Source organism: Tropicibacter naphthalenivorans (assembly GCF_900176475.1).
GTDB lineage: Bacteria > Pseudomonadota > Alphaproteobacteria > Rhodobacterales > Rhodobacteraceae > Tropicibacter > Tropicibacter naphthalenivorans.
On the sequence record NZ_FWXX01000003.1, the window covers coordinates 286632 to 310903 of the forward strand.

Annotated in this window: 22 protein-coding genes, 1 tRNA gene and 1 riboswitch; of the genes, 10 read left to right on the forward strand and 13 right to left on the reverse strand. The window is 62.9% G+C overall.

Annotated features, from left to right (window positions below; translation table 11 throughout):
- Positions 1 to 39 precede the first annotated feature (39 nt).
- The 5 genes from B9A11_RS09315 to B9A11_RS09335 form a co-directional block, all read right to left on the reverse strand.
- Entirely contained in the window at positions 40 to 1167 is a 1128-nt protein-coding gene (locus tag B9A11_RS09315) for an iron-containing alcohol dehydrogenase (RefSeq protein WP_370736538.1), read from the reverse strand.
- 4 nt (positions 1168 to 1171) lie between these two features.
- On the reverse strand, positions 1172 to 1609 hold the full coding sequence (locus tag B9A11_RS09320) for a 6,7-dimethyl-8-ribityllumazine synthase (protein ID WP_058248122.1): 438 nt from the start codon (positions 1607 to 1609) through the stop codon (positions 1172 to 1174).
- Positions 1610 to 1682: 73 nt separating this feature from the next.
- A riboswitch (FMN riboswitch) is annotated at positions 1683 to 1815 on the reverse strand.
- Positions 1816 to 1904: 89 nt separating this feature from the next.
- Positions 1905 to 2837, reverse strand: coding sequence for a TIM barrel protein (locus B9A11_RS09325; RefSeq protein WP_058248123.1), 933 nt, complete (start codon positions 2835 to 2837; stop codon positions 1905 to 1907).
- Positions 2838 to 4346 carry a glycerol-3-phosphate dehydrogenase gene (locus B9A11_RS09330; RefSeq protein ID WP_058248124.1) on the reverse strand — a complete coding sequence of 503 codons (1509 nt, stop codon included), beginning with the start codon at positions 4344 to 4346 and terminating at the stop codon, positions 2838 to 2840.
- A 43-nt stretch (positions 4347 to 4389) separates the two neighbouring features.
- Entirely contained in the window at positions 4390 to 5967 is a 1578-nt protein-coding gene (locus tag B9A11_RS09335) for an FGGY-family carbohydrate kinase (protein WP_058248125.1), read from the reverse strand.
- A gap of 390 nt (positions 5968 to 6357) precedes the next feature.
- Between B9A11_RS09335 and B9A11_RS09340 the strand changes: the two genes are divergently transcribed.
- The 9 genes from B9A11_RS09340 (at position 6358) to cynS (ending at position 17007) form a co-directional block, all read left to right on the forward strand.
- Complete coding sequence (locus tag B9A11_RS09340) at positions 6358 to 6999, forward strand: DUF2291 family protein (RefSeq protein ID WP_058248225.1); 642 nt, start codon at positions 6358 to 6360, stop codon at positions 6997 to 6999.
- On the forward strand, positions 7000 to 8544 hold the full coding sequence (locus tag B9A11_RS09345; RefSeq protein WP_058248126.1) for a sugar ABC transporter ATP-binding protein: 1545 nt from the start codon (positions 7000 to 7002) through the stop codon (positions 8542 to 8544). It abuts the gene before it with no gap.
- A 16-nt stretch (positions 8545 to 8560) separates the two neighbouring features.
- Complete coding sequence (locus tag B9A11_RS09350; RefSeq protein WP_058248127.1) at positions 8561 to 9598, forward strand: ABC transporter permease; 1038 nt, start codon at positions 8561 to 8563, stop codon at positions 9596 to 9598.
- 89 nt (positions 9599 to 9687) lie between these two features.
- On the forward strand, positions 9688 to 10635 hold the full coding sequence (locus B9A11_RS09355) for a D-ribose ABC transporter substrate-binding protein (RefSeq protein WP_058248128.1): 948 nt from the start codon (positions 9688 to 9690) through the stop codon (positions 10633 to 10635).
- Between the two features lie 445 nt (positions 10636 to 11080).
- On the forward strand, positions 11081 to 13531 hold the full coding sequence (nirB, locus tag B9A11_RS09360; protein ID WP_058248129.1) for a nitrite reductase large subunit NirB: 2451 nt from the start codon (positions 11081 to 11083) through the stop codon (positions 13529 to 13531).
- Positions 13528 to 13866 carry a nitrite reductase small subunit NirD gene (nirD, locus tag B9A11_RS09365; protein WP_143595844.1) on the forward strand — a complete coding sequence of 113 codons (339 nt, stop codon included), beginning with the start codon at positions 13528 to 13530 and terminating at the stop codon, positions 13864 to 13866. The genes nirB and nirD overlap by 4 nt, the downstream gene beginning before the upstream one ends.
- 36 nt (positions 13867 to 13902) lie before the next feature.
- Complete coding sequence (locus B9A11_RS09370; protein WP_058248130.1) at positions 13903 to 14748, forward strand: formate/nitrite transporter family protein; 846 nt, start codon at positions 13903 to 13905, stop codon at positions 14746 to 14748.
- A gap of 64 nt (positions 14749 to 14812) precedes the next feature.
- The gene (locus B9A11_RS09375) at positions 14813 to 16525 is read left to right on the forward strand and encodes a bifunctional protein-serine/threonine kinase/phosphatase (RefSeq protein WP_058248131.1); all 1713 of its coding nucleotides are present in this window, start codon (positions 14813 to 14815) and stop codon (positions 16523 to 16525) included.
- 14 nt (positions 16526 to 16539) lie between these two features.
- Positions 16540 to 17007, forward strand: a complete 468-nt coding sequence (gene cynS / locus B9A11_RS09380; RefSeq protein ID WP_058248132.1) for a cyanase — start codon at positions 16540 to 16542, stop codon at positions 17005 to 17007.
- Positions 17008 to 17054: 47 nt separating this feature from the next.
- Here cynS and B9A11_RS22445 read toward each other — a convergent pair whose 3' ends face one another.
- The 5 genes from B9A11_RS22445 to B9A11_RS09400 all read right to left on the reverse strand — a co-directional run bounded on the left by B9A11_RS22445 (position 17055) and on the right by B9A11_RS09400 (position 20587).
- The gene (locus B9A11_RS22445; protein WP_268811239.1) at positions 17055 to 17177 is read right to left on the reverse strand and encodes a hypothetical protein; all 123 of its coding nucleotides are present in this window, start codon (positions 17175 to 17177) and stop codon (positions 17055 to 17057) included.
- A 154-nt stretch (positions 17178 to 17331) separates the two neighbouring features.
- Positions 17332 to 17408: transfer RNA gene (locus tag B9A11_RS09385), tRNA-Pro, on the reverse strand.
- A 44-nt stretch (positions 17409 to 17452) separates the two neighbouring features.
- The gene (locus tag B9A11_RS09390; protein ID WP_058248133.1) at positions 17453 to 18400 is read right to left on the reverse strand and encodes a DMT family transporter; all 948 of its coding nucleotides are present in this window, start codon (positions 18398 to 18400) and stop codon (positions 17453 to 17455) included.
- Between the two features lie 126 nt (positions 18401 to 18526).
- Positions 18527 to 19630: a 3-isopropylmalate dehydrogenase gene (leuB, locus tag B9A11_RS09395; protein WP_058248134.1), complete on the reverse strand. Its 1104-nt coding sequence runs from the start codon at positions 19628 to 19630 to the stop codon at positions 18527 to 18529.
- Positions 19631 to 19690: 60 nt separating this feature from the next.
- Positions 19691 to 20587: a LysR family transcriptional regulator gene (locus tag B9A11_RS09400; protein WP_058248135.1), complete on the reverse strand. Its 897-nt coding sequence runs from the start codon at positions 20585 to 20587 to the stop codon at positions 19691 to 19693.
- Positions 20588 to 20679: 92 nt separating this feature from the next.
- Here B9A11_RS09400 and B9A11_RS09405 point away from each other — a divergent pair, with 92 nt between their 5' ends.
- Positions 20680 to 21603 (forward strand): Rossmann-fold NAD(P)-binding domain-containing protein, encoded by a 924-nt coding sequence (locus B9A11_RS09405; RefSeq protein WP_058248136.1) that lies wholly within the window; start codon positions 20680 to 20682, stop codon positions 21601 to 21603.
- Here B9A11_RS09405 and B9A11_RS09410 read toward each other — a convergent pair.
- From B9A11_RS09410 to leuD, 3 genes are all read right to left on the reverse strand, one after another.
- Positions 21488 to 22420, reverse strand: coding sequence for an endonuclease/exonuclease/phosphatase family protein (locus B9A11_RS09410; RefSeq protein WP_234988786.1), 933 nt, complete (start codon positions 22418 to 22420; stop codon positions 21488 to 21490). The genes B9A11_RS09405 and B9A11_RS09410 overlap by 116 nt on opposite strands.
- 44 nt (positions 22421 to 22464) lie before the next feature.
- The gene (locus B9A11_RS09415; RefSeq protein WP_058248138.1) at positions 22465 to 23295 is read right to left on the reverse strand and encodes a hypothetical protein; all 831 of its coding nucleotides are present in this window, start codon (positions 23293 to 23295) and stop codon (positions 22465 to 22467) included.
- A 366-nt stretch (positions 23296 to 23661) separates the two neighbouring features.
- Positions 23662 to 24267, reverse strand: a complete 606-nt coding sequence (leuD, locus tag B9A11_RS09420) for a 3-isopropylmalate dehydratase small subunit (protein WP_058248139.1) — start codon at positions 24265 to 24267, stop codon at positions 23662 to 23664.
- Positions 24268 to 24272: the final 5 nt, after the last annotated feature.

Here is a 24272-nt window from a genome sequence, read left to right on the forward strand (position 1 = left end):
CCTCCCTTGCGAGCTTGAGGCCCGTCTTTTTGACCCGATCTAGCGGGCCGCAGACATTAAATCTACCATATCTTGGGGCGTCAAGGACGCCGGATTCGCCTTCATCGACGAAGAGCTTGCCGCTGCCTTGGCCGCGTCCAAACGGTTTTGTTCCGAAATGCCCTGCGCGTCCAAGCCCGGCAGTCCCGCATCGCATGCCCACCTGTGCAAGGTTGCAAAGGCGTTCGCCATGTCGCCCCCCAACGCGCCCGCAATCCAGCCGCGGATTTCGTCAATGCGCTCAAGAGATGCACGATTTTCGACGCGCGACGCGTTCATCGCCAGCCCGTGCGGCAGCAAAGCGCCACAAATCGCGCCGTGGGAGGCGCCGGACAACCCACCCAGCGGCCCCGCAAGGCCGTGGATCACCCCAAGCCCCGCGTTCGCCAAAGCCAGACCGCCGCACAGGCTAACCCACGCCATTCGATCGCGTGCTTGCGCGTCTTCGCCGATCATCAATTGGGGCAGCGCGCGCAGGCCCATGGGGATCGCATCGCGGCACAGCGCATCGGTCAGCGGGTTGGCGCGGGTGCAGATGTAGGGTTCGATGACTTGCGTGATCGCGTCCAGACCCGACGCCAATGTCACGCCATGCGGGCAACGATCGGTCAATGACGGGTCGACAATCGCCAAATCGGGCAGCATCCGCGCGTCGCGCAGGGATACTTTGCGCCGGTGCGAAGGCACGGAAATCACGGCGTTTTTCGTGACTTCGGCCCCGGTGCCCGCGGTGGTCGGGATCGCCACAAAGGGCAGGGGGGCGTTGTCCAGAGGCAAGCCCTGACCGACCACTTCGAGGTGGTCCAGCATCGGACGGGTGGCGGGGATCAATGCGGCAATCGCCTTGCCCGCGTCGATCGCGGCACCGCCACCGACGGCGACAACGGCCTGAGCGCTAAAGGCGCGGGCCGACGCCACGGCGGTCTCGATCATACCCACGTCAGGCTCGTCAGAGATTGTGATCAGGAACACGTCGTTCAGCGCGTCTGTCAGCCAGTCAGCGCGCGCCGGGGTGCGTCCCGTGACCAGGCAAATCCGGCCAAGGGCGCGTATTTCGGGAATGGCCCGCGCCGCCTCTCCCCGACCAAAACGGATCGTCCCGGCGGTGGAAAAAGCAAACGCGGGCAGCATCTTAGACCTCCAGCTTGGCGACCATCAGAACCGCATCGGCGGCTTCGGCACCCTTTTTGACAAAGTGGTCGGTGTAAAAGCTGATGTGCTCTTCGGTCGGCTGGAAGTGGTGCGGGGTCAGCGAAACCGAATAGGTCGGCACGCCCGTTTCCATCTGCGCCTGCATCAGGCCATCCACCACCGCGGCGGCAACGAAATCATGACGGTAAATGCCGCCATCGACGACCAGCGCGGCGCAAACCACGGCGTCATACTTGCCCGAAGCGCCCAGCTTTTTCGCCAGCAGCGGCATTTCGAACGCGCCCGGCACGTCAAAGCTGTCGATCTGGTGGGGGGTACCCTCTTGGGTCATGCGCTCCTGAAAGCCGACCAAAGCTTGGTCTACGATTTCGGAGTGCCAGCGTGCCTTGATGAAGGCGATTTTCAAAGTGTCAGACATGGAACCATCCTTTGCGTTTGCTCAAGTGGTCCCAAGGCGCAGCCCACAACGCCCGAGGTCACCCCCGTGCGCACGTGGTTCTCTTTCATCCGGACTATGACCGTCGGCCCCGGAATTTCACCGGATCTGCTGACCCCTTGCCGAAACAAGGGCGCTCGCGGGCTATCACCGCCGGTGGGGAATTTCACCCCGCCCTGAGAACGATCCAAGGTGTGGCGGCTGGCGCGCGAAAAGGCAAGCCCGACCAAGGCATCCCATGTGTCAAAGACGACTTTTTCGCGCAGGTTACGCATGGTCAGACCTTCAGATCCGCCGCGCCGCTGTCGATATGCGGCGCCCAAAAGGCGATGCTTTCGGCGATTTGCGGGATCACCTGACGGTCGTTCGGCTCGCGTTCCTTGAACGACAGCTCAAGGCAGATCTCGTTGTCCTGCGCGCCCCCTTCGGCGAGCGCTTGTAGCAGCGGTTCTGGCTGGATCGCCCCCTTGGCGTTGTACTCGGCGGTAAAGGGGCGGTGACCGGATTTGTCCATCATCGACTGTTTGATGTGGATGATCGGCGAGACCTTGGGTACCGCGCGTGCCCAGGCGTAAGGGTTTGTATCGTCAGGGTTATCCGAGGTGACATCGCCGTGGTCGATGTCGGCCATCATCCACATCGGCACAGTCATATTGGCGGCGGTCAGACGGTCCTGAAGGGCCATACATTCGGCAATGGTCTCGCCAAATTCACGGCCCACGGACATCGGTTCCCAATAGACATAGCTCAGCCCGGCGGCCTTGGCGTGCTCGGCGACCTCGGCCCAGCAGTCGATGGCGATCTGGATCAGCTCTTCGCGGCGGGCCACGTCGTCGTAATCCTGAAAGGTAAAGATCGCGAACTGTGTGCCGACGGAAGTGCCGCCCAAATCGCCGATGATGTCCGCGAAGGTCTTGAACCAATCGACGTAGTAACGGCGCACGTCGCGGTCCGGGTGGCCAAAGTGGTTCAGCCGCCCATACGGCCCGGTCATCCCCGACGTGCAGCGCACTCCGGTCCGCTGGCAGGCGCGATCCATCTCGCGCGTGAGGCGGCGGATGACCGGGGCGGGCCAGCTGGGGTTGATGAATTCATGGGTCAGTTGAAGGTCGCGAATCCGCAGATCGCGCGCCGTGGTTTCGATCAAATCCGCCGGATCGGCGAAACGGTTCACCAGCGGGTTGGTGTTCAGGCTGAGCGTCAAGGGCATTTAAGCGGCCTCCGCGCGGGCGGCGAACCAATCGGCAAAGGCGGCCTGTTCGGCGTCGGTTAGATGCAGGCGATGCTTGGTGCGGCGCCACAGGATATCCTCGGCGGTCTGCGCCCATTCGTTCTGGATCAGATAGGTCACCTCTGCTTCATAAAGGTTACCTCCGAAGTGTTTACCAAGCCCGTCCAGCGACGTCGCCGCGCCGACGATCTGCGCCACGCGCGTCCCGTACAGCCGCCCGTAATGCTGGCGCAGGGCGCGGGGCATCCACGGGTAATCCGCCTTCATCTTGTTGCGGAACAGCTCATAGTCGGCGGCCTGCATATCGCCGCCGGGCAAGGGGGCGTCTTCGGTCCAATCGCCGCCCATCTGCGGAAAGAAATGCGCGATCCGTTGCAAGCCGCGCTCGGCCAATTCGCGGAAGGTGGTGATCTTGCCGCCAAAGATGTTCAGCAAGGGCGCGCCGCCCGTCTCGTCCAGATCAAAGACATAGTCGCGCGTGACCGCAGACGGGTTGCCCTGCCCGTCGTCGAACAGCGGGCGCACGCCGGAAAAGCTGGTGAGCACATCGTCGGGGGTCAGCTGTTCCTTGAAGTATTTGTTCACCGCATCAATGAGATACTGGATTTCGCTGTCATCCGCCGTGACGTCTTCGGCGCGGCCATCATAGGCGATGTCGGTGGTGCCGATCAGCGCTTTGTCACGCTCATACGGGTTGATAAAGATCACGCGTTTGTCGTGGTTTTGCACCAGATAGGCCTGCTCGCCCTTCCAGAATTTCGGCACAATGATGTGGCTGCCTTTGACCAGACGCACATTGCGCGCGCTGTTGGATCCGGCCACGCGGGTCAGCACGTCGGTGACCCAGGGACCGGCGGCGTTGACCAGCATCTTGGCCTCGTATTCGCGCTGCTCACCGGTGACAGAGTTGGTCGTGGTCACCCGCCAGACGCCATTTTCGCGCCGCGCAGAGGTGCAGGGAGAGCGGGTCAGAACCGTTGCGCCACGCTCGGCGGCGTCCACCGCGTTCAGCACCACGAGGCGGGCATCATCCACCCAGCAATCGGAATATTCGAACCCACGGGTGTAATCATCCTTAATAGGCGCGCCTTCGGGGTCACGTTTCAGGTTCAACGTCCGCGTCCCCGGTAGCTTTTTGCGCCCGCCTAGGTGGTCATACAGGAACAGCCCCAGACGGACGAGCCACGCGGGCCGATCTTGCGGCGAATGCGGCAGCACAAAGCGCATGGGCCAGATGATGTGCGGCGCGGCGTTCATCAGGACTTCGCGTTCGATCAGCGCCTCGCGCACCAGCCGGAACTCGTAATATTCGAGGTAACGCAAGCCGCCATGCACCAGCTTGCCCGACCGCGAAGAGGTGCCCTCGGCCAGGTCGTCCTTTTCGCAAAGCACCACGCTTAGGCCGCGCCCGGCGGCGTCCCGCGCGATGCCCGCGCCGTTGATACCGCCGCCAATCACAAAAAGGTCGACCTTGGGGATATCTGTCATCTGTATGCTCCTCGAGCTGGTGGGGCCAGGTGCCCCGGCATCGTTATGTGTCTGACCGCAGGTGTGTCGCGCGGTGGCCCGCAAGCCCGGTCCACACCGGGGCGAGCGCCTGCCGCGACTGGCGGTAAGAGGTGAAAAGACTGTCGTATACGGGGGTTAGCTCTGGGTCGGGCTGCTCTGCCGCGCCCAGCAGGGGCGTTGTCCATTCGGCAATGCAGGCGTCCATGTCGGGGTAGGCGCCGATCGCCACGGCGGCCATCATGGCGCAGCCCGCCGCGCCCGCCTCTTCGCGCGAGGACACGCGGACGGGGGTGTTCAGCGACGCGGCCAAGACCCGGCGCAAGGCGTTCGATCGCGCCGCGCCCCCGGTCAGGCGCAGCTCGGTCGGCATCTCGCCCATGGCGGCATAGCAATCGCGGGCGGCCATCCCTAACCCTTCGATTACCGCGCGAATCACGTCGGCAAAGCGGTGGGTGGCGGTCAGGCCGATCAGGCTGGCGCGAGCGTCCGCTTCGACAAAGGGGCCGCGCTCGCCCGCCTCGGAGATATAAGGATGGTAAACCAGCGCGCCGGGGCGGGATTTGGCCATCCAGTTGTCGATCATGCCCACCAGCTGCGCGTGGGTCGGGCGGGGGCAGAACTCGGCCACCAAATCAGCGGCCATGTCCAAGGCCCAGTCGATGTTCAGCGTGGCGGCCATGTTGGTCTGCACCTGCGTCACCAGATCGGGGCTGGGCAGGCAGATCACATAGCCGGTGCCTGCGTCATTCAGATGCACATCGACGGAGAGCACCGCACGGGTGTGCACGCCGGTGGAGCCAACGGTGGAGCAGGCCGCGCCCGCGTCCCCAGTGTGCACGCCAGCGCCCAGCGCGGTCATCACCATGTCGACGTAGCCCAGCGAAACGGGGGTGCCCTCGGGCAGGCCGGTGGCCTCGGCGGCGGCGCGGGTCAGGGGGCGCGTTTTCTGCGCGCCGTCCATGATCGGCGGCAGCAAGTGACGGCGATGGGACAGGCCCAGCGCCTCGATCACCACGTCGCTGTAGGCGCGCGTGCGAAAGTCGCCAAAGGTAAAGCTCGCCTCGGACGGATCGGTGGCGCGCACGCCCGTCAGGTTCAGAAACAGCCAGTCCTTGCAATGAAGGGCGACGTCGGCGCGGTCCAAAAGCTCTGGGAAATGCGCATCCATATGCGCCATCTGCGCGCCCTGCTGGCAGGTATTGAGGCCCGTGCCGGTGGCTTCGAACCGGGCGCGGTTCAGTGGTCCGGCGGCCAGTCGCGACACGGTGGGTGCGGCGCGCGCATCAAGCCACAGCCACGCGTCCCCAACCGCGTTGTTGTCCGCATCGGCCAGCCAAGTGCCATCGCCCTGACCGGTCACGGCCACGGCGGCCACGCGCGCGGAAAGGTCGTCGATCTCGCGCCCGAGCCCGCGCAGGGCGCTCGCGCAATCTTTCCAAGTCTGCGGCAGCGATTGCGTGGCCGATCCATCGGCCCCCATGACATAAGTGTTGCGCACCGAAGACGCGCCCAGCTGGGTGCCCGACAGATCAAAGGCCACGGCCTTGATCACGGATGTGCCCGCGTCGATGCCGACGATAATGTCCCGTTTCCCGGTCACGCGATGTCCTCCCTTTGCGCCGGAGGGCCGTGGTCTTGCCTCTTTAAGTCGCTGATTCGCATTGCAGATTTGCCATGCGGTGGCGGGAAGTGGGCAGGATCCAAGCGGCACAAGGCGCTCTTTGCTTGCACACAGATGTAGCACAGAAATTTTCAGAGTGTGAATTTTTTTGCAGACAGAGAATTTTTTTTCACATAAGGTCGTGTCATCCGGTCGCACCAACTGGCGCAGATTGGCTCGATGGACAGGACCCCCGCGAGGAGAATCGGGGGCCGTGCATCACACAAGGGGAGGAGGACGAGATGCGCTGGCACAGGCGCATCAACGCTTTCCCGCATGACGACTCACGACCCGCACAGGGTACACTGATAAGGGAAAGACCGCATGGCCATGACCGACACGACAAAGCGAAAGCCGCAAAAGAGCCGGATGGGTCTTTATGCGGGGTTGGTGGCCGCGGCGGTTCTGGGCGCGATTGCCATCGACACCACCGTCGTCACCATCGGGTCTGAACAGGACGCTCGGGTGCAGGCCTTTAACCCGGATCGGTTTGGCGAGGCGCAGTTCCCGCGCATCCGTGATTTGGTGCTGGAAAAGGCCCCCGACGCGGTGACCCTGTCGACTGCGATCAAGGCAGATAAAAAGGGCGCGGTGGCCGAGTATGGCACGCCCGCCGGGGCCTTTGCGGTGCTGCCGGTCAAGGCGACGGGCACCGTGGGCGAGGGCAAATCCGGCATTTACCAACTGACGGTGGACGGGCTTGAGGGCGTCAAGGTCCGGGTCCAGACCGGCCCGGCGATCAACGGCACAGAGCTGCGCGACATCCCCGGCGACATCGTCTTTGGCGATTTCAAGAACCAGATTGAATATCAGGACGCGGGCGCTGGCCTCAATCGCGCAATGGCGGCGGACACGCTGGACGGGCTCGACCGCGACGCGCTGCCCGGAAAGACCATCACTGTCACCGGCGTTTTCACGTTAATCAGTGCTAAGAACTGGTTGATCACCCCGGTCGCGCTGGAGGTTCAGTAAATGACCGAAGGCACCGAGATCCCGAACAGCACCCCCGACACCGCCGAAGTCGTCCTCGCGGCGCGCAACGTGGCCAAGTCCTTTGGCGCGGTGCAGGCGCTGAAAGGCGTTCACTTTGACGTGCATCGCGGGCAGGTCACCACGCTGTTCGGCGAGAATGGCGCGGGCAAATCCACCCTGATGAAGATCCTCTCTGGCGTGCATCTGCCCACCAGCGGCGAGTTGATCCTTGATGGTACGCCCGTGCAGATCGGCTCGACCGTCGAGGCGCGGGACTTGGGCATCTCGATCATCCACCAGGAACTGTCGCTCGCGCCGAACATGACCGTGCGCGACAACATCTTTATGGGCCGCGAGATCATGGGGCCGTTCGGTGTGAACTACGCCGAAGAGGAACGCCAGTGCCGCGAGCTGATGCGCGAGCTGGAAGAAGACATTGACCCGCTGACCCCGGTCGAGGATCTGCGCCTTGGCCAGCAGCAGATCGTGGAAATCGCCCGCGCGCTGTCGGTGAACTCGCGCATCCTGATCATGGACGAGCCGACCAGCGCGCTGTCTGCCTCGGAGGTCGAGGTGCTGTTCAAGGTCATTCACGACCTCAAGGCCAAGGGTGTCAGCATCGTCTACATCTCGCACCATCTCGAAGAGGCGCTGACCATCACCGATCACGCCGTGGTGCTGCGTGACGGGGTGATGACCGCCTATGCGCCGCGCGCCGAGATCGACCTGGAATGGATCGTGCGCAACATGGTGGGCGAAAACTTTGACCTTGGCTCGCCGCCCGACAGTACCTTTGGCGCGCCCGCGCTGGAGCTGAAAGGGCTGTCCGTCGCCTCTCACACCGGGGCGGGTCTGGCCGTGGACAAGCTGGACCTGACCGTCCGCAAAGGCGAGATCGTCTGTATCTATGGCCTCATGGGCGCGGGCCGTACCGAGATGATGGAGACCGTCGCCGGGCGCTTGCAACCCGTGGCAGGGGACATCCTGCTGAACGGCGAAAGCGTCCAAGGGCTGACCATCGCGCAGCGCATCGACACCGGCCTTGTGCTGGTCCCCGAGGATCGCCAGCGCGACGGCTTGGTCCAGACCATGACCGTGGGGCGCAACCTGTCGCTGTCCTCGATTGCCAGCTTTACCAAGGGCTTGTTCACCAACCTGCGCGAAGAGGCCCGCATCATCGAGGATTCGATCAAGGAGGTGACGGTGAAAACCGACGGCCCCGGCGCGCCCATCGGATCGCTGTCCGGGGGCAACCAGCAAAAGGTCGTGATCGGCAAGATGCTGGTCACCCACCCCGACGTGATCTTGCTGGACGAGCCGAGCCGCGGCATCGACATCGGCGCCAAGGCCGAGGTGTTCCGCATCCTCGCCGAGCACGCAAAGAAGGGCATGGCCGTGGTCTATTCGACCTCTGAAGTCGGCGAATGCCTGTCCATCGCACACCGCATTATCGTCATGCGCCGCGGCAAGATCGCCGCCGAGTTCACGCATGAGACCACAAAAGAAGCGATCATGGCCGCCTCTGGCGAGAGCCTCGTCGCCTGATCAGGGAGAGAGAAACATGTCGGACACCACCGCAGGCACCGCATCCAAAAAGAGCAGCTTCAACATCGTGCAGCTGCTGCTGGAGGGCCGCGCCTTTTTCGCCCTGATCGCGATTATCGTGATCTTTTCGATCCTGTCGCCGAACTATGCGACCGTGTCGAACTTTCTCATCATGGCCAACCACGTGGCGATCTTTGGCCTGCTGGCGATCGGCATGATGCTGGTGATCCTCAACGGCGGGATCGATCTGTCGGTGGGGTCTGTGCTGGGGCTGACCGGCGTGTTCGCGGGGTTCCTCATGCAAGGGGTCGAGATCGAATCCGCAGGCGTGATCCTGTACCCTCCCGTCTGGGCAGTGGTTGTGCTGACGCTGGCCTTGGGTGCCTTTGTCGGGTTCTGCAACGGCGCGCTGGTCGCCTGGTTCAAGGTGCCTGCCTTTGTGGCGACGCTTGGCTCGCTCTATGTGGCGCGCGGCGTGGCGCTGCTGATGACCAACGGTCTGACCTACAACAACCTGTCGGGCAGCGCCGATCTGGGGAACACCGGCTTTGACTGGCTGGGCTTTAACCGCATCGCCGGTGTGCCGGTGGGCGTGATCATCCTTGCCGTGGTCGCCATTGCCGCCGGGCTGCTGCTGGCGCGCACCGCCTTTGGCCGCTGGCTGTATTCCTCTGGCGGGAACGAGCGCGCCGCCGAGCTGTCCGGCGTTCCGGTCAAGCGCGTGCAGATCACCGTTTACATGCTGTCCGGCGTCTGTGCCGCCATCGCGGGCCTCGTGCTGTCGTCGCAGCTGACTTCGGCGGGCCCCACCGCGGGCACCACCTACGAACTGACGGCCATCGCCGCGGTTGTGGTCGGCGGCGCAAGCCTGATGGGCGGGCGCGGCACGGTGCGCGGCACGCTCCTGGGGGCCTTTGTCATCGGCTTTCTGTCCGACGGCCTCGTGATCATCGGCGTGTCGTCCTACTGGCAGACCGTCTTTACCGGCGCGGTCATCGTGCTCGCCGTGATGCTCAACTCCATCCAATACGGGGGCAAGGGCAAGCGCACCTGACCCCAACCATTCGCGACGTCTGGGGCGAGGAGACCCCACGCGGACACCGCCGGCCCACCCGGCAACCATATCAAAAGGGAGACTACCAAATGATGAAAATGACCAAGCGCGCCCTGCTCGCCGCCGTTGCTACCCTGCCGCTGATGGCCGGTAGCGCCTGGGCCGAAGGCCTGATCTCGATCATCGTCAACGACCCGGCGAACCCCTACTGGTTCACCGAAGGCGAAGTCGCCAAGGCCACCGCAGAAGAGCTGGGCTATGACGCCACCGTCGCAGCGCACAAGGGGGACACCAACGTCGAATCCAACCTGATCGACGCCGCCATCACCAACGGTGCCAAGGCGATCATCCTTGACCCGGCGAACGCAGACGGTTCGGTCGGCGTGGTCCGCAAGGCAACCGACGCGGGTATCCCCGTCTTCCTCGTGAACGCGGAAATCAACGAATCCGGCATCGCCATCGCGCAGCTGGTGTCCAACAACGCCCAAGGCGCAGCGCTGGGCGCGGTCGCTTGGCAGGAAATCGTCGGCGAAGAAGGCAAGTTCGTCGAATTCTTCGGCAACCCGTCCGACAACAATGCCGCGACCCGTTCCAACGGCTACAACACCGTGCTGTCGCAGTACGGCGACCTGGAAAAAGTCGCTCAGGAAGTGGCCAACTGGGACCGTACGCAGGGCTACAACAAGATGCAGTCGATCATTCAGGCGAACCCTGAAATCAACGCTGTGATCTCTGGCAACGACGAGATGGCGCTGGGCGCAATTGCCGCTCTGAAAGAAGCCGGCAAGCTCGAAGGCACCGTGGTTGGCGGTTTCGACGGCTCGCCCGACGCGGTCGAAGCGGTGAAAGCGGGCGAAATGGCCTACACCGTGCTTCAGCCGGTCGCTGTTTTTGCCGAAGAAGCCGTGCGTCAGGCCGACCACTACATCAAGAACGGCTCGCCCGCCGTTGCCGAGGAAAAGCAGCTGTTCGACTGCCTGCTGATCACCCCGGAAAACGTCGCGAACTACACCGCGCCGTTCGTGCTGTCCGAGTAATTCCACTCACATCGGACAAGGAAAGGCGTCGCCCCGTGCGGCGCCTTTTCTCATTTTCGGGCGGCGATTCCATCTTTGGCTGCTTATTTGTCCGCTCAAAGCCCGCCCAAATCCCAGCGTGAATCGCCCAAAATTCAGGCGTTTCTGCAAAGCAGCATTTTTTACAGGCCAAAGCGTCGCGCTTTTCTAGAAAACCGTTGCGGCAATCCCAACGGCTTTTTACGTTAAATTTAGAGACGGTGGGACGACCCACCACACAGCCGCAACGGCGCGGCAATTTCCGTCATTCGCCCCGAACGAGGGCACGCAGCAAAGGCGCTGCTTCGCTGCTCTGATCGTCAGAGCAAAGGGAGGCCATGCGCCGTAATGCCTTGCTTTCCAGACAGAAATCGCCGCGGCCCGGTCAGACCTCCGGTTCCGCACCAGCAGATCACACGGAGTCCCCATGACCAAGCAACGTCTTGTCATCATTGGTAACGGTATGGCCCCCGGCCGGATGCTAGAGCACCTGTTCGAGACCAGCACCGACTATGACGTCACCATTTTCAACGCCGAACCGCGCGTGAACTACGACCGCATCATGCTGTCGCCGGTTCTGTCGGGCGAAAAAACCTACGAAGACATCATCATCCATGGCGATGCCTGGTACGAGGATCACGGCATCACGCTGCATCGCGGCGAAAAGGTGACGCATATTGACCGCGAAGCCAAGACCGTGACCTCCGAAGGCGGGATCACCGCGCCCTATGACAAGCTGGTCATCGCCACCGGCTCCAACCCCTTTATCATTCCCTGCCCCGGCCACGATCTGCCGGGCGTGCTGGCCTACCGCGATCTGAACGACGTCGACGGGATGCTGGCCGCAGCCGAAAAGGGTGGCCGCGCGGTGGTCATCGGCGGCGGTCTGCTGGGGCTCGAAGCCGCAGCGGGTCTGAAGATGCGTGGCATGGACGTGACCGTGCTGCACCTGATGCCGACCCTGATGGAACGCCAGCTGGACCCGGCGGCGGGCTACTTGCTGCAAAAGGAACTGGAAGCGCGCGGCATCGACATCCGCTGCGGTGCGAATACCAAGGCGATCCACGGCAAAGATGCGGTCGAGGCGATCGAACTCGACGACGGCACCATGATCGACGCGACGCTGGTCGTCATGGCGGTGGGCATCCGCCCCAACGTCGCCGTCGCCCAAGAGGCCGGCCTGACCGTCAACCGGGGCATCGTGGCCGACGCGTCGCTGCGCACCTCTGACCCCGACATCTTTACCGTTGGCGAATGCGCCGAGGTCGATGGCCGCGTCTATGGTCTGGTCGCGCCGCTCTACCAGATGGCGCGCGTGGCCGCTTCGCACCTCTGTGGCACCTGCGACAAGGAATTCATGCACTCGGAAACGCCGACCAAGCTCAAGGTCACCGGCGTTAACCTCTATTCCGTGGGTGAGTTTGGCGACGGCCCCGGCATGGAAGACGTGGTGCTGCGCGACGCGGCCAAGGGCACCTACCGCCGCGTGATCCTGCGCGACAACAAGGTCATCGGCGCGGTGCTGTATGGCGATACCGCCGACGGCGCGTGGTACAACGAGATGCTGAAATCCGGTCAGGATGTCAGCGAGATGCGCGAGACGCTGATCTTTGGTCAGAACTACCAGGGCGGCGGCGCGGTCAATCCGCTGGCGGCAGTGGCGAACCTTGCGGACGACGCCGAGATCTGCGGCTGCAACGGCATCTGCAAGGGCGACATCGTGAACGCCATCACCGCTAAGGGTTTGACTTCGCTCGGAGACGTCCGCGCCCACACCAAGGCCAGCGCCTCTTGCGGGACCTGCACGGGGCTGGTGGAAAACCTCATGGCGCTGACGCTGGGCGATGCCATGTCCAAGGCGCCCGAAGGCATGTGCGGCTGCACCACGCTGGGCCACGGCGACGTGCGCCGCCTGATCAAGGCGAAGGGTCTGAAATCCATCCCCGCCATCATGCAAGAGCTGGAGTGGACCACCGCCGAGGGCTGCGCCAAGTGCCGCCCCGCGCTGAACTACTACCTCGTGGCGGACTGGCCGGGCGAGTACAAGGACGACCAGCAGAGCCGTTTCATTAACGAACGCGTGCACGCCAACATCCAAAAAGACGGCACCTACAGCGTCGTCCCGCGCATGTTTGGCGGCATGACAACCCCCGATGAGCTGCGCGCCATCGCCGACGTGGCGGACAAATACGACATTCCCAGCGTCAAGGTGACCGGCGGCCAGCGCATCGACCTGCTGGGCGTCAAAAAAGAAGACCTCATCCCCGTTTGGGCAGACCTGAACAAGGCGGGCATGATCTCTGGCGCGGCCTACTCCAAGGGTCTGCGGACCGTCAAAACCTGCGTCGGGACGGACTGGTGCCGCTTTGGCACGCAGGATTCGACCGGGCTTGGGATCAAACTGGAAAAATACCTCTGGGGCTCTTGGGCACCTGCGAAACTCAAGCTTGCCGTCACCGGCTGCCCGCGCAACTGCGCCGAGGCGACCTGCAAGGACATCGGCGTGATCTGCGTCGATAGCGGTTACGAAATCGTCTACGGCGGCGCGGCGGGCCTGCACATCCAGGGCACCACGATGCTAGGCAAGGTCGCCACCGAAGAAGAGGTCATCGAGACCATCGGCGCGCTGACCCAGTACTACCGCGAGACGGGCTTCTACCTTGAACGGATCTACAAGTGGGCGGACCGGATTGGCTACGACCACATCCGCGACGTGATCTTTGACGATCTGGACGCGCGCAAAGCCTTTGCCGACCGCTTTGCCTATTCGCAGACCTTCGCGCAGATCGACCCCTGGGCCGAGCGTGTCGCAGGCGCAGAATCCCATGAATTCAAACCGATGGCTGTCCTCGACGCCGCATTGGAGGCCGCAGAATGAACGTTGCATTGGCTGAAACCGACCTGACCTGGCGCCACGTTGGCACCATCGACGACATCCCCCGCCAAGGCGCGCGCTGCGTCAAGAACGCCGAGATGACCATCGCGGTGTTCCGCACCAGCGACGACCGCGTTTTCGCGCTGGAAGACAAGTGCCCCCACAAGGCTGGCCCGCTGTCCAACGGCATCGTGCACGGTGGCTGCGTCACCTGCCCGCTGCACAACTGGGTGATCTCGCTCGAAGATGGCACCGCCCAGGGCGCCGACGAGGGGGCCACCGCCTCTTTCCCGGTCCGTCTTGAGGGCCGCGACATCTACCTCAATCTCTCGGCCTGATCGGCTAAAATCTCCCTACGAAAGGACCAAAAGACAATGTCTTATATCCAACCAAAGGAATTTGCGGCCAAGATGGTCGACGCCGGAGAATCCAAGATTTTCATGGCAACCAAAGACACCCTGATCCGCTCTTATATGGCGGGGGCGATCCTCGCGCTGGCAGCGGCCTTTGCGGTGACCATCGCGGTGCAGACCGGCAACTTCCTCGTGGCGTCGCTGCTGTTCCCCGTTGGCTTCTGCACGCTGTACCTGCTGGGTTTTGACCTGCTGACGGGTGTGTTCACGCTGGCCCCGCTGGCGGTGATCGCCAAGCGCCCCGGCTGCACGTGGAAAGGCGTTTTCCGCAACTGGGGTCTGGTGTTCTGCGGCAACTTTGCCGGTGCCATGACCACGGCTGTGCTGATGGCGATCATCTTTACCATGGGCTTTAGCCAGGAACCCAACGCTGTCGGCCAAAAGATCGGCACCATCGGCGAGGCGCGGACCTTGGGCTATGCGGCCGCTGGCGGCGCAGGCCTGCTGACCGTGTTCGTCCGTGCGATCCTGTGCAACTGGATGGTGTCCACCGGCGTCGTCGCCGCGATGATGTCGAACAGCGTCTCGGGCAAGATCATGGCCATGTGGATGCCGATCATCGTCTTCTTCTACCTCGGGTTTGAGCACTCGATCGTCAACATGTTCCTGTTCCCCTCGGGTATCATGCTGGGCGGTGAGTTCACCTGGTTCGACTACCTCGCCTACAACGAAATCCCGGTGGTTCTGGGCAACCTCGTGGGCGGTCTGACCTTTGTCGGCGCGATGATCTACGCCACGCACTTCCGCGAAAGCCCCAAGCGCAACGCAGAGCGCAACGACGACACCTCGGCGATGCCGGCGGAATAAATCGCTCCCTCTCCGGTCCCGCTCCTCACGGCGGGGCCGGTTTTTTTCTTTTGGGATCAGCCCGATGCCCCGCGATACTGGTGATCAAGCGCAGTTGACCGTGTCCATCGGGGCCTATAGCGCCGCAGGGCGCAAGCCGTTGAACCAAGATTTTCACGGCGCGCTGATTCCCGGCGGTGAGGCCCTGACCCACAAAGGGATCGTGCTGGCGGTGGCCGATGGCATCAGCTCCAGCGCCACCAGCCGCGAGGCCGCAGAGACCAGCGTCAAGGCGCTGCTGACCGATTACTACGCCACCTCCGACGCCTGGACCGTGCGCAATGCCGCGACACAGGTGATCCGCGCCACAAACGCTTGGCTGCACGGGCAGAACCGTTCGGTAACAGACATTAACGCAGGCCGCGTCTGTACCCTGTCCGCGCTGATCCTCAAGGGGCGCACGGGGCACGTCCTGCACGTCGGTGACAGCCGAGTGGCGCGTCTGACGGGCGACAGCCTTGAGCCGCTGACCCTTGATCACCGTGTGACCCTGTCCGCCACCGAAAGCTATCTGGGCCGCGGCATGGGGATAGAGCCGCATCTGGACGTGGATTATCGCAAGGTCGATCTGCGCCCCGGCGATGTGTTCCTGCTGACCACCGACGGCGTGCATGATTTCATCGACACCGCCACCGTCCGCGCCGCCTTGCTGGCGCCCGATCTGGATGCCGCCGCGCAGCAGATCGCCGAGCACGCTTTGGCCATTGGCTCTGACGACAACCTGACCGTTCAGATCGTGCGGATCGAGGCTTTGCCCGACAGTGGCGATGCGCTGGCCGAGCTGGACAGCCTGCCCTTGCCGCCGCTGCCGAACGCCGGGGATATGCTGGATGACTACCGAATTATCCGCCCCATTCACGCCAGCGCCCGCAGCCACGTTTACCTTGCTGCCGGGCCGGATGGGACGCAAGTCGCTCTCAAAATTCCGGCAAGCGAGACAGCCGAGGACGGCACTTACCTCAAGCGCTTTATGCTGGAGGAGTGGATCGCGCGGCGGGTCAAATCCCCGCATGTGGTGAAAGTCCCCCCCCAGCGCGCGCGGACCTCGCTATATATTGTGTCGGAATACGTGCAGGGCGTGACCCTGCGGGAATGGATGGCCGACCACCCCGGCGCGCCTCTGACCGAGGTGCGCGGGATCATCGACCAGATCGCCATGGGCCTGCGCGCGCTGCATCGGCGCGAGATGATTCACCAAGATCTCCGCCCCGAGAACGTCATGATCGACGCCGATGGCACCGCCAAGATCATCGACCTTGGCTCTGTCGCCGTGGCCGGTGTCGAAGAGGCCGCGCCGGGGCTGCTGGGGCAAATGCCCGGCACGTATCAGTACACGGCGCCCGAGTACCTGACCGGCGACGCGGCGTCTTGGCGGTCGGACCAATACGCGCTGGCCTGCATCGCCTATGAAATGCTGACGGGGCGTCTGCCCTATGGCACCCGCGTGGCGCAGATCACCTCGCGCCGGGATGCCGCGCGCCTGACCTACACGCCCGCCCATGACGAAACCAACGCCGTCCCGCTGTGGGTCGATGCCGCGCTGAAACGTGCGCTGCACCCCGATCCGCTGCGCCGCTACAACGCGCTGTCCGAGTTCCAATCCGACCTGCACTTGCCCGGTGCGCAAGCCCTGCGGCCCGTGCCGCTTATGGCGCGGAGCCCGCTTCGGTTCTGGCAAAGCCTGTCCGCCGCGCTGGCGCTGCTTTGCCTTTTTCTCATCCTTCAACTGGCCACCTAACAGGGAGCAAGACCATGAAAGACACCATTATATCAGAGCTTTACACCAAGGAAGACGCCACCGCCGCGATCCTCGTCGCGAAAAAGCAGATGGGTCTGAAATGGGAAGAAATCGCCGAAAAGATCGGCATGAACCCGGTCTGGACGCACAGCGCCTGTATGGGGATGAACGCCTTTCCGCAGGACAAGGCAGAGGCGATTGCCACGCTGCTGGATCTGCCCGCCGACACGGTGGACGCGCTGACCGAAAGCCCGACCAAGATCTGGTCGCAGACCGTGCCCACCGACCCGTGCATCTATCGTTTCTACGAGATCGTCGGCGTCTATGGCCCGACGCTCAAGGCGCTGATCCACGAAGAATTCGGCGACGGCATCATGTCGGCCATCGACTTTGATATGTCCGTCACCCGCGTGCCGGACGAAAAGGGCGACCGGGTCAAGGTCGAGATGTCCGGCAAATACTTGTCCTACAACGCTTGGTAAGCGTTAACGATCGGCGGGGGCGGTAAACCCCCGTTCATTCAAGTAAATTAAAGCTCGTAAAGCTTGGGCGGCTCGCCCCGAACCCACCGCATTGCCTGACGCAGTGCGGTGTTTTCGCTGCGGCCAAACATGCAGGCCAGCACAAAGCGTAGCGGATCAATCTGAGTCATCTTTCCATCCCCCAATGGTTCGAATCAGTCCCACTGAAACATGAAACCTGACTACGCCGGGCTTGTCTCTGATTTATGACAGATCGGGGGGAAACCACGGGCCGATCGGCAGGCTTTCGCCGTGCTGATTTGGTAGATGCCGCTGTAAGGTAATTGGTCGGGCTGAGAGGATTCGAACCTCCGACCCCCTGCTCCCGAAGCAGGTGCGCTACCAGGCTGCGCTACAGCCCGACCGTGAGGCGCGGATTACAAGCTCTGCGCGGCAATGGCAAGGCTCATTTCACCGCTTTTCGCGATCTTAGGAAGGGAGAGATGCGAAAACTTGCGCCATACCCCCGCGAACGGGTCCGCAGGACCGGCGTTTGCGAATCCCCCTTCGCGCTTTCGCGGGACACGATATAGACGCCAGAGCCGATGATGATCGCCGACCCAATCAAGGTAAACGTGTCCACCGTCTCGTTAAACAAAAAGAACCCATAGGCCGAGGCCCAGATGATCTGGCTGTACTGCATGGGGGCGACGATGGCGGCCTCGCCCGCTTTGTACGCCATGATCAAGAACAGCCCGGCAATGAAACCCAGCAAGGAAATCAAAGCCGTACCACCCAGATGCGGCAGCGGCATGGGCTTGTAGACGGTCAGCATCAGCGCGCCAACCACGACAAAGTTCGCCGCCATCGGATACAGCAGCAACACGACAGAGCGTTCTTCGCGCCCCACTTTGCGCACGATGATCGAGGCGACCGCGCCGAACACCGCAGAGCCCATGGCCGCCAGATGCCCCATGGACAGCTCGGTCGAGCCGGGCCGCAGCACCACCAGAACCCCCAGCAGACCAACGCCCACGGCAACAAGACGCCGCCAGCCGACCTTTTCCCCGAGCAATGGGATCGAAATCAGCGTGATCAGCAAGGGCGAGGCAAAGAGAATCGCATAGGTCTGTGCCAGCGGCAGCACCGAAAAGGCATAGAACGCGCACATCCCGTTCAGCATCGCGCAGGTGGTGCGGATTGCCGTCCACCACGGATGCACGGGCCGCAAATTGCCGTGAGTCGTGTCGTTCATCAGCATAAAGCTGACCAACGGGAAGGACATCAGCGTCGAGAAAAAGATCACCTGAAACGGTGAATAGGTGCCCCCAAGGAACTTGATGACCACGTCATGCGTGGCGAAAATACCAAAGGCGATAAGCGCATAGATCGCGCCTTGTGCGTTCGAAGACATGGGGGAAGCCTGTTTTTGCGTGCTAACCCGACGCTAGCAACAGGCCGCGCCGGGATGCAAGGCGCTTAAACGCAAATGCGCCCCGACCACCGGGCCGAGGCGCACATCTCCGCGAGAAGCGGGAATTTACAGCGAGGCGTCCAGCGCCGCGACGATGGCATCACCCATCTCAGAGGTGGACACGGGCTGTTTGCCCTCTTCGCCCAGCAGGTCGGCGGTGCGATAGCCGTCGGCCAGAACCTTTTCGATGGCTTGCTCGAGGCGAGTCGCTTCGTCGCCCTGATCGAACGAGTACCGCAGCGCCATGGCAAAGCTCAGCACACAAGCGATCGGGTTCGCCTTGCCCTGGCCCGCGATGTCGGGGGCAGAGCCGTGCACGGGCTCGTACAGCGCCTTGGGGCGACCGTTCGCCATGGGCGCGCCCAGCGACGCGGACGGCAGCATACCCAGAGAGCCGGTCAGCATCGCGGCGGCGTCGGACAAGAGGTCACCGAACAGGTTGTCGGTCACGATCACGTCGAACTGCTTGGGCCAGCGGCACAGCTGCATCGCGCCGGCGTCGGCGTACATGTGCGACAGCTCGACCTCCGGGTAGTCCTTGGCCACCTCGGTCACGACTTCGCGCCACAGGACGCCGGATTCCATGACGTTGGCCTTTTCCATCGAGCACAGTTTCTTGTCGCGGCGCATCGCCAGTTCAAACGCGCTGCGCGCCACGCGGTCGATTTCCGACTCGGTGTAACGCTGGGTGTTGATGCCCACACGCTCGTTGCCCTCTTCGATGATGCCGCGCGGCTCGCCAAAGTAGATGCCCGAGGTCAGCTCGCGCACGATCATGATGTCCAGACCGGCGACAACGTCCTTTTTCAACGACGAGAAATCCGCCAGCGCGTCAAAGCACTGGGCCGGGCGCAGGTTGGCGTACAAGTCCATTTCCTTGCGCAGGCGCAGCAGGCCGCGCTCGGGCTTAACGCTAAAATCAAGGGTGTCGTACTTGGGGCCACCGACGGCGCCCAGCAGAACCGCGTCGACTTCTTGCGCCTTGGCCATGGTGTCGTCGTGCAGCGGCGTGCCGTGCTTGTCATAGGCGCAACCGCCCACGAGATCCTCGCTCACGTCGAATTTCAGGTCGCGCTTGGCACCGAACCAGTCGATGACCTTGCGGACTTCGGTCATGACTTCGGGGCCGATGCCGTCACCGGCCAGGATAAGGAGCGAGGGATTGGTCATTTCGGGCAGTCCTTCAGGTTTCATGGATTGCCGCTCGGGTAGCCTCTGGGGGGCGTAAGGTCAAGAAACGAAGGGCATGAGCCCCTCTTCGAGCAGGTCCCAGACCCGCCGGATGCGCGGCGTGGTGCGCACCGCTTCGTGTGCGGCCAGCCACAGCGGCAGGCCCGGCACGGGTAGGTCCGGCAGCAGTTGCTCGAGATCGGAAAAGCGCTGCGCCACGTTGTTCTGCGCAAAGCCGATGCCACAGCCCGCGCGGATCAGTTCAAGGTAAACGCCGTGGTCATCGGTGCGCGTGGCGAACCAGTCGCGCTGGGCATCGACGCCGAATTCGCGCAGCCCTCGCAGCAACCGGTCCGAGCGGTCAAAGCCCACCAGATCGTGCTGGAGCAGTTCGGCCATGCTGGTGGGGCGTCCGCGTCTTTGCACATAGGATTGCGCGGCGTAGACCCCAAGGCTGAGATCACCCAAGTGTTTGGTGACAATATCTAATTGTTCGGTTCGGTACATGCGCACGGCAATGTCCGCCTCGCGGTAGAGTAGGTTTTCCGAGGCGTCCGAAGGCACCAGATCAATGCTGATATCCGGCTCGGCCTCGCGGATGCGCGCGATGATCGGCGGCAAGTGGTGATGCGCGGTAAAGACGCTGGCGGTGATCCTGACCGGCCCGCTCAGCCGGTGCGAATGGCCCGCCGCGCTCAGGTGCAGGGCGCGCATTGCCTCGGCCATTGTCCGCGCGTGGGGCAGCAGGCTCGCGCCGCAGGGCGTGATGGCAAAGCCGCGCGCTTGGCGGTGAAACAGGGTGACGTCCAGAACCTCTTCGGCCTTTTGGATTTGCCGCCCCACGGTGGGCTGCGACAGGCCCAATTGCCGCGCGGCCTCTGACAGCGAACCGGTTTCGGCCACGGTCAAAATGGTCTGCACCAGCGACCAGTCCAGCGAAGAGAGCGATTTGTCCATTCATCTATGAATACATGACCTGCGACATTTGCCAATTCACGAATGCAGGTGAATAGCGGAACCTGCCTTTGGTTGAGACACAGGAGCGTGCCATGGTTGGACGAGTTCTTATTCTGGGCGGTAGCGGGCGCTTTGGGCGCAACATGGCCGAGGCGTTCTGGAATGCCGGGTGGAGCGTGACGCTGCATGATCGCAAACGCGGCGACCTGACGGCGGATGCCGAAGGCGTCGATGTGATCGTGCATGGCTGGAACCCGCCCTACGACCAATGGGAAGGGCAGGTGGCCGAGCAGATGCAGCGTGTAATCGCGGCGGCCAAGGCATCAAGGGCGACGATCCTATATCCCGGCAACGTCTATGTTTTTGGCGCCGATGCCGCGCCTGATTTCGGCCCGCATCAGCCTCATGGCGCGACCAATCCCATGGGGCAAATCCGCATCAATGCCGAGCGTGCCCTGCGAGACAGTGGCTGCCGGGTGATCCTGTTGCGTGCCGGCGATTTTCTGGACACCCAAGCGTCGGGTAATTGGTTCGACATGCAGATGGCCAAGACACTGAAAAAGGGCGTGCTGACCTACCCGGGCGACCCCGATGTACCGCACGCTTGGGCGTTTCTGCCGGATATGGCACGGGCTGCGGTCAAGCTGGTCGAGCGTCGGGACAGCCTGCCGACTTTCGCCGACATCGCCTTTCCGGGCTACACACTGACCGGGCGCGCGTTGGCAGAGCTTTGCGCGCAGGCGATCCAAAAACCGGTACAGGTCAAGCGCATGTCTTGGTTGCCCTTGCAGGTGCTGCGGCCCTTTTGGGGTATGGCGCGGCGGCTGCTGGAAATGCGCTATTTGTGGGACAAGCCACACTTCCTGACCGAGGACAGCCTTGCAGAGGCGTTGCCAGATTTCACCGCGACGGACCCGGCCGAGGCGGTGGCCGCGGCGGTTGCGCCTGTGTTGGGGCAAGGTCCAGATCAACCCAAACAAGGCGATGCGGCCCGGCGTCCGGCGCGGGCGGTGTGACGCCTGCGTCCAAGACAGGCAAAGCCCGGTCGGGCAGGACATAGCTTAGCCGCAGCTCGCCCAGATCGTCCCACGCGGCGGTGGGCTGTCCGGGCAAAGGGTCGGTCCAGCGCGGATCGGCCAAAACCGCGCGGGCGGCCTCGTGCCGTCCGTCGCCGCGCATTGGGTCAATATTGAACTTGCCCGCGATGACCCACGGCGCGGGCGGCGCTGTTGCGGGATTGCTTAACCGATTGGGCCAAAACAACACTTCGTCCCGCCCTCGCCGCCCATTGCGATCCTCTGGACCGTCGAAAACCGGCGGGGTGGCGGCGAGCGTCAGCAGGGTAAAGGGCGTGGGCGCGTCGATCCTGAGTGCCCAAAATCCAGAGCTGGCAAGGCGTTGGATGTCGTGACCGGTGTCCTCTGGCACCATGGCGGTGCTGGGTACGTCTCGCCAAAGGATCGCGCTGTTGTCAGAAATCAATTCAACGGGATAGCGTGACAGTACGGCCATCCCTGATTGCCCGGAAAACCACCCAAACCCTTGGGCGTCCCCCGGCCCACCCAGACGGCCATCCCCGTCCAGATCCAGTCCTGTCGGGCGCCCGGTATTTGGCCTTTGCGCAAAAAGATGGGGGTAGCCGCCTGCTTGGTCCGCCAACAGCCGCAAGGCCACAAGCCCCGCGTCATAGTCCAAATCCGTAAGCAGCAGGACGTCGGGCGACGCCTCGGCGATCACATCGACGCCGGGGACAGGATCGCCAGAGGCCAGTTCCTTGACCAATATGCCGGGGTGTTTGCGGCTGAACTTGCCATCCCAAGTGGCCACACGCACGGTGTCCGCCAAGGCGGGGCCGCAAAGCAGCAAAAGCAATAGGATCAGGCGACCTGCAATTCCGCCTGCGCATAGGCGCGGCGGCGCTTTTCCTCGATCAGGTCGGCGATGCGCATCAACGCCACGCCGCGCATAATCAAACTCGCCGGAAGAAAGGCCCATGCGCTCATCATCCAGATCAGGGACTGCGGATCGGTCAGGTCGACCGGAGTCCCATAGACCGAGGCGGCCTTGAGCACCGCCGGGATCAAGAATGGCAGAAGGAACCCTAAGGCGACGTTAACGTGGCTGTCCCGCTTGAGTCGGCGCAGCACGTCGCCCCCGGCGGTGGGGTCAAACAGCGGCAGGTTCACCCAGAAATTAAACGCGCCCTTGCGGATCGGCCAATCCAGAAGGCGCACCAGCGCAACAAAGCACAGCAGCGACGCCAGCGAGATCAGATAGGCCAGCCCGGCGTGTGTGCGGATCATCTGCATGTGCGGCTCGTCCAGCCCCTCGGGCGCGAGCAGCACCATCAGGCGCACCGGCGAAAAGGGGAAATCCATCGCTTGGCCCACATGCAGCCCCGCGTAGGTCAACCATTGCGACAGGCCCGTTGGCGCAACCTGCCCGCGGCTGATCAGGGTCAGCAAAAGCACGGTCAAGAACAACGCGATAAAGCGCATCCGATTGAACGGTGGCGCGTTGCGAAATTCGATAAGGGACGGATATTCCGCGAAATATTCGACAAACGTCAGAACAGAAGCAACCAGGGCCAGCAGCGCGACCATCTGCGCCGCATCATGCCGGACCCCCGGCAAGATCAGCGCGGGCAATGCAATCAGCAAAGCCACAAGAATAGCTCTAGCGGCGGCTGCCACCATCCGTTTGATCACAGGTCTGCCCTTCCGTTCCGGACGGTCGCGATACGATGCCGCGCCCTTGCTCCATCCCGATCCCGCCATTTGTGGCGGTTTGCCTCATTCTTGCCCAAGTTTTGCCTCTTTTGACGAATGGCGACAATAGCTGGAATGACCCTTCGCCTTATTTGAGGCGATTTAACGGAGCAGATGGTGCGGGATTGCATCAATCGCGCGGCAACTTTGTGCAAGCCTCGCGTGGGCGCACAATATGCTGTGTTCGTCGGAAAAACCCTCACAACCGGGGGGTTTGCATGGGGTCAAGCATTAAGGACAGCGGACCCCAAACGCAACAAGGCCCGCGCGTGGCGGGCCCTGTCCTATACCAAAGAGAGCGCTGGATCAGACCCAGGGGCGTTCCTGCGCGGCCTTGGATTCGAAGGTGTCGATGGCCGACGCTTTTTCCATGGTCAGGCCGATGTCATCGAGACCGTTCATCAGGCAGTGCTTTTTGAACGCGTCCACTTCGAAGGCAAAGCTTTCGCCGTCCGACGTGGTGATGGTCTGGTTTTCCAGATCGACGGTCATGCGCGCGTTTGCGCCCTTTTCCGCGTCCTTCATCAGCACGTCGACCACGTCCTGCGGCATGACGATCGGCAGGATGCCGTTCTTGAAGCAGTTGTTGTAGAAGATGTCGGCAAAAGAGGTCGAGACGATGGCTTTGATCCCGAAATCCTTGATCGCCCACGGCGCGTGTTCGCGCGACGAGCCGCAGCCAAAGTTGTCACCGGCGATCAGGATCTCTGCGTCGCGGTACTGCGGCATGTTCAGCACGAAATCGGGGATCTCAGAGCCGTCGCGGTTGTAACGCATCTCGTCGAACAGGCTGACACCAAAGCCGGTGCGCTTGATCGATTTCAAAAAGCGTTTGGGGATGATCATGTCGGTGTCGATGTTGACCAGCGGCATGGGGGCCGCGATCCCGGTGAGTTTTTCGAATTTGTCCATGAGGA

Excerpts from the sequence above, each read along its gene's own strand:
- B9A11_RS09320 (WP_058248122.1), bottom strand. The coding sequence starts at position 1,609 with ATGTCTGACACTTTGAAAATCGCCTTCATCAAGGCACGCTGGCACTCC.
- B9A11_RS09325 (WP_058248123.1), bottom strand. The coding sequence starts at position 2,837 with ATGCCCTTGACGCTCAGCCTGAACACCAACCCGCTGGTGAACCGTTTC.
- B9A11_RS09330 (WP_058248124.1), bottom strand. The coding sequence starts at position 4,346 with ATGACAGATATCCCCAAGGTCGACCTTTTTGTGATTGGCGGCGGTATC.
- B9A11_RS09340 (WP_058248225.1), top strand. The coding sequence starts at position 6,358 with ATGACCGACACGACAAAGCGAAAGCCGCAAAAGAGCCGGATGGGTCTT.
- B9A11_RS09345 (WP_058248126.1), top strand. The coding sequence starts at position 7,000 with ATGACCGAAGGCACCGAGATCCCGAACAGCACCCCCGACACCGCCGAA.
- B9A11_RS09350 (WP_058248127.1), top strand. The coding sequence starts at position 8,561 with ATGTCGGACACCACCGCAGGCACCGCATCCAAAAAGAGCAGCTTCAAC.
- B9A11_RS09355 (WP_058248128.1), top strand. The coding sequence starts at position 9,688 with ATGATGAAAATGACCAAGCGCGCCCTGCTCGCCGCCGTTGCTACCCTG.
- nirB (WP_058248129.1), top strand. The coding sequence starts at position 11,081 with ATGACCAAGCAACGTCTTGTCATCATTGGTAACGGTATGGCCCCCGGC.
- nirD (WP_143595844.1), top strand. The coding sequence starts at position 13,528 with ATGAACGTTGCATTGGCTGAAACCGACCTGACCTGGCGCCACGTTGGC.
- B9A11_RS09370 (WP_058248130.1), top strand. The coding sequence starts at position 13,903 with ATGTCTTATATCCAACCAAAGGAATTTGCGGCCAAGATGGTCGACGCC.
- B9A11_RS09375 (WP_058248131.1), top strand. The coding sequence starts at position 14,813 with ATGCCCCGCGATACTGGTGATCAAGCGCAGTTGACCGTGTCCATCGGG.
- cynS (WP_058248132.1), top strand. The coding sequence starts at position 16,540 with ATGAAAGACACCATTATATCAGAGCTTTACACCAAGGAAGACGCCACC.
- B9A11_RS22445 (WP_268811239.1), bottom strand. The coding sequence starts at position 17,177 with ATGACTCAGATTGATCCGCTACGCTTTGTGCTGGCCTGCATGTTTGGC.
- B9A11_RS09390 (WP_058248133.1), bottom strand. The coding sequence starts at position 18,400 with ATGTCTTCGAACGCACAAGGCGCGATCTATGCGCTTATCGCCTTTGGT.
- leuB (WP_058248134.1), bottom strand. The coding sequence starts at position 19,630 with ATGACCAATCCCTCGCTCCTTATCCTGGCCGGTGACGGCATCGGCCCC.
- B9A11_RS09400 (WP_058248135.1), bottom strand. The coding sequence starts at position 20,587 with ATGGACAAATCGCTCTCTTCGCTGGACTGGTCGCTGGTGCAGACCATT.
- B9A11_RS09405 (WP_058248136.1), top strand. The coding sequence starts at position 20,680 with ATGGTTGGACGAGTTCTTATTCTGGGCGGTAGCGGGCGCTTTGGGCGC.
- leuD (WP_058248139.1), bottom strand. The coding sequence starts at position 24,267 with ATGGACAAATTCGAAAAACTCACCGGGATCGCGGCCCCCATGCCGCTG.